This is a genomic window from uncultured Cocleimonas sp., from assembly GCF_947495625.1.
Classification (GTDB): Bacteria; Pseudomonadota; Gammaproteobacteria; order Thiotrichales; family Thiotrichaceae; genus Cocleimonas.
This window is the reverse complement of sequence record NZ_CANLZW010000049.1, coordinates 20,938-28,718: the sequence shown is the minus strand read 5'-3', so window position 1 is coordinate 28,718 and position 7,781 is coordinate 20,938. Positions and strand designations below refer to the sequence as shown.

The following is a 7,781-nucleotide window of genomic DNA, read 5'->3' as shown; positions in this document are numbered from 1 at the left end:
TGGAAGCAAATCTATCCCTGTCAAAACGGTTGAATATTATTTTGCAAAAATGGAGGAGACCATATATGGGGGGTGTCTTTCTCTAAGGTATTTATCTACCTTTAAGAGATATTCGAATCAGGGAATGACGCTTTTCTCTTATCCATAAATGCAATCAGCGCTTCATCAATAGCAGGATCCATTTCTGGTAGCTCATACTCTTTTAATTGCTTTTGATAGTAAGCATTCGCGCGCTGTTCCAGGCTTAGTTCTCCGTCTTCTTTCCATTTCTCGAAGCTATTATTGTCATTGATCGGTGAATGGTAGAAGGCTTCACGGAAGTTTGCCTGGGTATGCGCACAACCCAAGAAATGCTGGCCTGGACCCACTTCTTCAATGGCATCCATTGCCTGACCATTTTCACTGAGATCCACACCTTTAGCGTATGTCGCTAGCATTCCCGCCTGATCACAATCCATAATGAATTTCTCGTAACCCATTACCAATCCACCTTCCATCCAACCTGCGGTATGAAGTACAAAATTTACACCAGCATTGATTGCTGGCCATAGGGAATTAGAAGACTCATAACCCGATTGCGCATCAGGTACTTTAGATCCTGTAAAACCACCGCCAGAACGGAATGGAACACCTAATCGACGTGCCAAGGATGCCATGACATTCAGCACTAAAGCAGGCTCAGGCGTTCCGAACGTTGGCGCACCAGAAGCCATCGACATGGAACTTGCAAAAGTGCCAAAAATCACCGGTGCACCCGGATTTACCAATTGAGCAAACGCCATACCTGCGAGTGCCTCTGCTAATGCTTGCGCGCAAGTACCCGCAACCGTTACTGGTGACATCGCACCCGCAAGAATAAAGGGTGACACGATACAGGCTTGATTGTTTTTAGCGTAAACCTTAAGTGCACCTAACATGGTGTCATCGAATGACATCGGCGAGTTGGCGTTGATCAAACTGGTTGTAATTGTTTTTGGTCTGCCCGTAGCTTCATCGATATAGTTATCGCCAAACAAGATTTTACACATATCGACAGTGTCTTGCGCACGCTCACCCGCAGTAACCGAACCCATAAATGGCTTATCCGAGTACTTCATATGTGTGTAAATCATATCGAAGTGACGTTTATTTACCGGTAAATCTACAGGCTCACAAACCGTTCCACCAGAATGATGTAAATGCGGAGTCATATACGCTAATTTAACGAAATTACGGAAGTCTTCGATCGTGGCGTAACGTCTACCTTCATCCATATTTTGAATGAACGGGCTACCATAAGCCGGTGCAAGAACGGTATTTTTACCGCCTATTTCAACACTTTTAGCCGGATTTCGTGCATGTTGCGTATATTGCGCGGGTGCACTATCTTGAATAAGCTTGCGACACATTCCTTTGGGAAAACGAACTCTCTGACCGTCAACCGCTGCCCCTGCTTCCTTCCACATTGCTAATGCGTCAGGGTCGTCCTTAAAATCGATTCCGGTTTCTTCAAGAATTTTATCTGCATTGGCTTCGATGAGAGCCAAACCTTCTTCCCCCAAAATCTCGTATTCTGGAATTTTTCGGGTGATGTAAGCCGGAGCTACAACCGGTGCAGCTTCCTCTTTACCTCTTGAACGACGATTGCGACGACCGCGACTTGGACTAGGCATAGTGATTACGCTCTTTATTTGTTATTTATACATCTGACATTATCTTACGAGCTTGTACAGACGAAAAGTATCTGCGCGACATAAGGATACATTCTCGCGCCATAGTTCTCACGGTGGAACAAGACTTTGTCTATACTTAGGCACCTATCAAACACTAGCACTTAAATAAAAAACCACTTATACAAAAAGTCACCCCCCTACTTTCAGGGCTTATTTCAGAAGATTACCTTGATGAAATTTCTACCAGCTTCAATGCAAAAATATCTGCCCTATCTAACCTTCCTATTATTGGCGCTGGCGTGGGGCTGTACTTTTGTCTTTATTAAAATCGCTAACGAATTTATCAGTGCCGAACAGATTGCCTTTTATCGCGTATTTTTAGGGTTTTTACTGGTAGCGGTTTACGGAATCATCAGCAAATCATTCGATCGTGAACACCTAAAACACTGGAAACATTTAATAGCGATTGCAGTGTTGGCTTCCCTGATGCATTTCCTGTTTTTTGCCAAAGGAACGGTATTATTAAATTCAGGCATAGCCGGCGCGTTAAGTGGTTCGATACCGCTTTTTGCGTTTGTATTATCGATCGCTTTCATCAAAGAAGAACACGCCACCTGGGTAAAACTCTGCGGGATTCTATTAGGTTTTCTCGGTGTCGTATTAATTGCCAACCCATTTAACGCAGGCGCAGATAGTGCAAATCTCTATGGGGTGATGTATTTACTCTTAGGCTCAGCCGCGGTAGGTGCATCATTTGTTTATGCCAAAAAATACATCGCCCCACTCGGAATCTCAGTCATCGCATTAACCGCCTACCAACTCGGTTTGGGCTTATTAATGATGATTCCTTTTATCGACTTCACAGGTATTTTAAACGTCTGGAGCACACCCAAAGCCATCGCCAGCACCATTATCGGTTTGGGATTAATCAACACCGCTATCGCGTCTATTGCCTACTATTACGTCGTTGATAAACTCGGTGCTGTAAGAGCATCATCAGTAACGTATCTACCGCCTGTGATCGCCATGATCATTGCTGTATTTTTACTCGGAGAAAAAATTCAAACACTGGACTATTTAGCGCTAGCTTTGATATTCGCCGGAATGTTGTTATTGCGAGAAAAGACAGCGTCTGAACCGTTGTAGTTGGCTAATTTAATACTAAAAAATGAGAACGTAAGCAAGTAGTTATTCCTATGCAGCACCTGTTAGCTTTGATTTAGAATCAACCGCAAGCCCAAGCAATAGCTAATTTGTCTCTATGTTTTTTGCATTGGGTTATATGAGAGCAACCTGCATCACCAAACATGTAATCAAGATTATCATCAGAATCAATTTGAAAAATATAATTCATGCGCTCTCCACATTCAGGGCAGTCTGGATACTCTACGCCTTGAACCCATAATGGCCAACCAAGTAACTTATCATTTGATAAAGACATATAATTTTTTTCATAAGCGTAGTCAAACTGTTCATCAGTAAATGACACACCTAGTTCATCCAATTCTTCACCACTCGGATAATCATTTTGGGGCTCCCAACCGGTAATGACTTTTTCTGGTAACTCTTCTTTGACTTGAGAAGGTTTATTGATTTTTGAAAATGCTTCATCAAAACCTAATACCCTGACTAAGGTACTTTTGGAGAAAGGGAAATACGCTTCTGTTTCAATTTCACATTCTTTTTCGCTGTTTGTGCAATAAAATACTTGTAGATAACCCTCTCCAAAAGGTTTGTTAGCGTCCTGTGGAAGTTCGTTCGAATTAAGCTGTGTAAACAATTGCATTGGTTCTTTACAGTTACCGCAACAAGGCCATTCTTCTGAATCTAGCAATACTGGGCTACCAGAAAATTTCGAAGTATCTCTTCCTCCTTTTTCTTCTTTTACTACAGGATACCAAGCCTTCCTTTTATGAGGATCGAGCACTTTTTTAATTTCTTCATCGGTAACCGTATTTGTTTTTGTCGACGTAATTGTCATTTTTTCTTTCTTAGTAAAAAAATCAAAGATACCCATTCTTTTTAATCCTATTCCCTGTATGTTTTTTTTGCGTCGCAGACAGCTTTCGTCTTGCTCAGAAGTTTATCAAACATAACTTTAATAATGCCATTTGCTTTAAGCTCGTCTTAAGTTTTACATACCTAACACGCTGACTACCATTAATCAGCCCAATTAGGGTTTAAGTATGTATTCAATTAGAGTGAAGAATAACCCCGTAAATCAAATTATAACAATTAGCTAAAACTATAAAAATAAGCCCTAGCTGATGTTTATGATATTTAAACTAATGAAAAAACTATCCGTTATATTATCGGTCTCATTTCTATTATTATCCTCTGCCTTCTCATTAAATGCGACACAGGATTCGACCGATATCAATATTAGTACTAGTGTTGATGAATATGTGAATTTCATAGGGACAGCTGCGGGTGCATCCAAATATTATACTGTCGATGAAATACAGCCCATTGGAGGCTCTAGCGCAGGACCAAGAATATCCTTAGGAACCTTAGGTCTTGAATCTAATCACCCTGGAGATTGTGATATAGCGTTTTCAGCCAAAAATAATTTTAGATTACGTCATACCGTAACAAATGAACGTTTAACTCATTTCCGGTTATTGTGGAAAGGTGAAGGAATGAGTGGCAATCCTGTGCGTACAAATAAATTGACCTTGCCATGTAATAGCAGTTCAACAACAATCAACTTTCAGGCCGTTGCTTATTTTAATCCAAACCCTCAAGCAGGTGTTTATCAAGATATCGTGACGGTGACTGTAACCACGCAATAATTCGATTGTTCTTTTAAAGAATAAAAAAAGACACCCTATTCAATTAGCAACACGCTTGCGAGTTAGCGCTATCCCCCAAATGATCAATAACATCGCCGCCAGGCTTTGCCATTCAATCGCTTCGCCCAAAATAAGCGCGCCGGTAAAATACGCCACCACAGGAATCACGTAATTAATGTACGAAAGAAACGTTGGACCTGCCTTGACGATAACAGCAAATAAAATAATGGTAGCAAACGCAGTCGGGCCGATACCTAGCCACAACACGGATAAGGTGGACTTTAAAGAGTAGCTTTGTTGCCACGGTAAATCCTGCCAGATCCACAACGGCACTATAGCGATGCTGGAAGTAATCATCACGCCAGCTGTCGTTACTACAGGATTATAGGAAGGTAATCGCCGCACCAAAATGGTATTTATCGCATAGCTAAAAGTGGCGAGTAAAATCAGTAGGCTACTCAGTAAGTTGCTGCGAGCTCCGGCTATCGACGGCCAAAGCACAATCGCCACGCCAGTAATACCCAACAGAAAACCGAGTATTTTAAAGCGATTGAGGCTTTCCCCTACCACAAAATAATGAGCCAAAATCATCGTCGCCAGTGGCATAAACGCCATCAACAATCCCGCAATTCCTGAGCTAACATCCTTCTGACCTGTAGAGATCAGAAGAAACGGCAACAGATTACCCATAATACCCAACAGCAAAAACACCGCCCAGGCCAACGGATCTGTAGGCAAACGCAAACCCTTGGCAAACATAAAAAGAGTGAGGATAATCGCTGCAATCAACACTCTCAGAGAGACTATACCCACAGGGCTAAAACTTTCCAGTGAGACAGCAGTAAACATAAATGACGTACCCCACAGCAGAATCAGCAGCAGCAGAGAAAGCCAGTCTTTAACAGTCGGTGTGTAGTTGGGAGTCAAGTATTTGAGTCGATGAGGATTAGTACTGGGGAGTTTAGACGACATCCTTCTAATCGTTTGATGTTTTTATAGATTTAATGCTTTTTAACGCTTCACTAAGAGGCAAATAATAGTTACTTAAAACACGCGGCGAAGTAGCAATAACCAACTATCATTAATATTCTAGAGTTGAGGTAATGTATAAATCTTCTCTGATTGTTTTAAATTATAGCTAGATGGAATTGATTTGATAACGAAGTTTCTAAATGCTGAAATAATTGGATTTTTTATTTGAGAGAGAATGCCAAACCTCCAACTTAAGTTTACAACCATATCAGCTTTACTTTTCCTTGCCTGTTGATATTTAGAAAATGCTGTATTAATTGGATATTTACTAATGTAATAACTAATAGCATAAGCATCTTCAATTGCCTGACATGCGCCTTGGCCCAAATTAGGCGTTGTTGCATGAGCGGCATCTCCAAGTAGGCAAACATTGTCATCGAACCAAGAGGATATTGGTTTCAAATCCGAAATCTCACTTTCAAATACTTTAGCAAAGTTTGTTTGCGATAATATTTTACGGACGACAGGATCGTAATCCTTAAAGGAATTTAATAAATCATTTTTAGCTAACTTCTGACTGCTGTTATGCAAGCCATACCAGTACACTTCATTTTTTGATATTTTAACAAAACCGAACCGAGAACCTTTACCCCACATTTCATTTAATTCACTTTGAAAGTTAATAGGTAATGTTATGTTTGAAATACCCCTCCAACACATTTGATTGGGTTTTCGTATTTCATTCTCTTTAAATAACTGGTTTCTCACAACTGAATTAATTCCATCGGCAGCAATAACAGCGTCACACTCTATTTGATCTCCATCCGAAAACAATATGGTTGTTTTGTTCCCCTGCTTTACATCAACAACTTTTTTATTAAACGTAATGCAGTTATTTTTAAGTTTATTGATTAGAAAGTGTTGTAAAACTCCCCGCTGAATAGCGACACTTTTAACGGCGTATTTTTCATCGAAATATAAGGTTTCAATTCTATTAATAGTCTGAAATTTATTAGTAGTAATATTTATCGATGTTAAAGAGTTTCCTAGTTGAGTTATCTCCCCCTTAAAACCCAATTTATCAAAAACTTGCATCGCATTATGTGCCAGTATTATTCCAGCACCGACAGGTTTTATTTGATCTGTTTGTTCATAGATTTGAAATGAAATGCCAAGCTTTTCTAAAAACAAAGCGGTAGTAAGTCCACCAAGCCCTGCTCCAACAATTACAATACTCATTTAGATGACATCCAAGTTTAGAAAAACATTACGCCGTGCTCAGCAGTAAAATGCGAGCGCGAGCGAGTAGTTTTTCCGATGAAGCAACTTATAGTAACTCTGCTCATTTAAATTTATCAGGATCAGTACTTTTACAAAATTCATCAGTTAACTGAGAAATAAGTTTTTCATCAGCTAAACCTGCACCACGGATAGCTAGTAATTGTAACCAAGCTTTAGAACGACTATGACCATCAAAAAGAGAACCCATTTCTTTATCGCGTTTTATAACTGTTTTGTAATGCAATAAATATTTTTCATGTGTTTCTTTATTTGTATCGTCAATAATATCTCGAAATTCAGCAAAGCAATTAGAGCAATATTTTTCTAGTGCTTTGTCTTTAATTTTTGTAAAAATTTTCCAATCTGATTCATTCATCATTTTCTTTTGAAATAGCATAATGCTCATATTATACAGAATAGGTAACTTTTGTTTTAGACACATAACGCCGCAATAAAAGGCGAGCTTGCGAGTCCAGCACAACGTGTTTTTGTTGTGCGATTTTTAATTGCCTTGTTATATTGGATTATGTTCTTTCACTCCAATATCCAGGTTTTCTGCTGTTATGCATTACAGCAACAACAAATACTGTATTTTCATTGGATTGATAAATTACCGAAAATGGAAATTTACTTAAAAGGAACCTCCGAAACCCCATTTCAAATTTTGGCCAAGTATTTGGGAGCTCGCGAATAGTTTGAAAGCTGGACTCTAGTTCAGATAAATAATCTTGACCTAAACCATCCGCTTGATTTTGATACTACTTATAAGATGATTTTATTTCTTTTACTACATCAGGATGAAACTGGATATTAAGCATTTAGCTAATAACTTCTTTTTTTATATTTTCCCAAGAAACACCTTTTACATCTCCAGACTCAAGCTCAACAAACCTCTGATGAGCAAGTTCAGCCCATGCTTTATCAACATTATCATCATGTTTTGATTCTAGCGAAGATATTAAACAATGGGCAACTAATGCTTTTTCATCAGAGCTTAACTCTCCAATATTTTGAATTACTTGATTAAAGACTGCAGACATTAAAAATACCTCCTTACATTTGTATTATTATTTTAGCATGGCAC

General features: G+C 39.2%; 8 protein-coding genes. 2 read left to right on the top strand and 6 right to left on the bottom strand.

Translation table 11 applies throughout. The features are described 5' to 3' along the window. Positions 1 to 101: 101 nt before the first annotated feature. Positions 102 to 1,652: a trimethylamine methyltransferase family protein gene (locus tag Q1A31_RS19585; RefSeq protein WP_299881038.1), complete on the bottom strand. Its 1,551-nt coding sequence runs from the start codon at positions 1,650 to 1,652 to the stop codon at positions 102 to 104. 231 nt (positions 1,653 to 1,883) lie between these two features. Here Q1A31_RS19585 and Q1A31_RS19580 point away from each other — a divergent pair, with 231 nt between their 5' ends. Continuing rightward, positions 1,884 to 2,798, top strand: coding sequence for a DMT family transporter (locus tag Q1A31_RS19580; protein WP_299881035.1), 915 nt, complete (start codon positions 1,884 to 1,886; stop codon positions 2,796 to 2,798). Positions 2,799 to 2,877: 79 nt separating this feature from the next. Here Q1A31_RS19580 and Q1A31_RS19575 read toward each other — a convergent pair whose 3' ends face one another. Further along, entirely contained in the window at positions 2,878 to 3,669 is a 792-nt protein-coding gene (locus Q1A31_RS19575; protein ID WP_299881032.1) for a DUF1963 domain-containing protein, read from the bottom strand. A 256-nt stretch (positions 3,670 to 3,925) separates the two neighbouring features. On the opposite strand from Q1A31_RS19575, the gene Q1A31_RS19570 reads away from it, so the two are divergent. After that, positions 3,926 to 4,444, top strand: a complete 519-nt coding sequence (locus Q1A31_RS19570; protein ID WP_299881029.1) for a hypothetical protein — start codon at positions 3,926 to 3,928, stop codon at positions 4,442 to 4,444. Between the two features lie 39 nt (positions 4,445 to 4,483). Here the strand turns inward: Q1A31_RS19570 and Q1A31_RS19565 are convergent, their stop codons facing one another. The 4 genes from Q1A31_RS19565 to Q1A31_RS19550 all read right to left on the bottom strand — a co-directional run bounded on the left by Q1A31_RS19565 (position 4,484) and on the right by Q1A31_RS19550 (position 7,737). Continuing rightward, positions 4,484 to 5,416 (bottom strand): DMT family transporter, encoded by a 933-nt coding sequence (locus Q1A31_RS19565; protein ID WP_299881027.1) that lies wholly within the window; start codon positions 5,414 to 5,416, stop codon positions 4,484 to 4,486. 117 nt (positions 5,417 to 5,533) lie between these two features. Then, entirely contained in the window at positions 5,534 to 6,655 is a 1,122-nt protein-coding gene (locus Q1A31_RS19560) for an FAD-dependent monooxygenase (RefSeq protein ID WP_299881024.1), read from the bottom strand. Positions 6,656 to 6,758: 103 nt separating this feature from the next. Continuing rightward, entirely contained in the window at positions 6,759 to 7,076 is a 318-nt protein-coding gene (locus tag Q1A31_RS19555; RefSeq protein ID WP_299881022.1) for a hypothetical protein, read from the bottom strand. A gap of 439 nt (positions 7,077 to 7,515) precedes the next feature. Then, positions 7,516 to 7,737 carry an addiction module protein gene (locus Q1A31_RS19550; RefSeq protein WP_299881018.1) on the bottom strand — a complete coding sequence of 74 codons (222 nt, stop codon included), beginning with the start codon at positions 7,735 to 7,737 and terminating at the stop codon, positions 7,516 to 7,518. Between the last annotated feature and the right edge of the window lie 44 nt (positions 7,738 to 7,781).

Coding starts and splice junctions, on each gene's coding strand:
- Q1A31_RS19560 (WP_299881024.1), bottom strand. CDS start 6,655: ATGAGTATTGTAATTGTTGGAGCAGGGCTTGGTGGACTTACTACCGCT.
- Q1A31_RS19585 (WP_299881038.1), bottom strand. CDS start 1,652: ATGCCTAGTCCAAGTCGCGGTCGTCGCAATCGTCGTTCAAGAGGTAAA.
- Q1A31_RS19565 (WP_299881027.1), bottom strand. CDS start 5,416: ATGTCGTCTAAACTCCCCAGTACTAATCCTCATCGACTCAAATACTTG.
- Q1A31_RS19550 (WP_299881018.1), bottom strand. CDS start 7,737: ATGTCTGCAGTCTTTAATCAAGTAATTCAAAATATTGGAGAGTTAAGC.
- Q1A31_RS19570 (WP_299881029.1), top strand. CDS start 3,926: ATGATATTTAAACTAATGAAAAAACTATCCGTTATATTATCGGTCTCA.
- Q1A31_RS19575 (WP_299881032.1), bottom strand. CDS start 3,669: ATGGGTATCTTTGATTTTTTTACTAAGAAAGAAAAAATGACAATTACG.
- Q1A31_RS19555 (WP_299881022.1), bottom strand. CDS start 7,076: ATGATGAATGAATCAGATTGGAAAATTTTTACAAAAATTAAAGACAAA.
- Q1A31_RS19580 (WP_299881035.1), top strand. CDS start 1,884: ATGAAATTTCTACCAGCTTCAATGCAAAAATATCTGCCCTATCTAACC.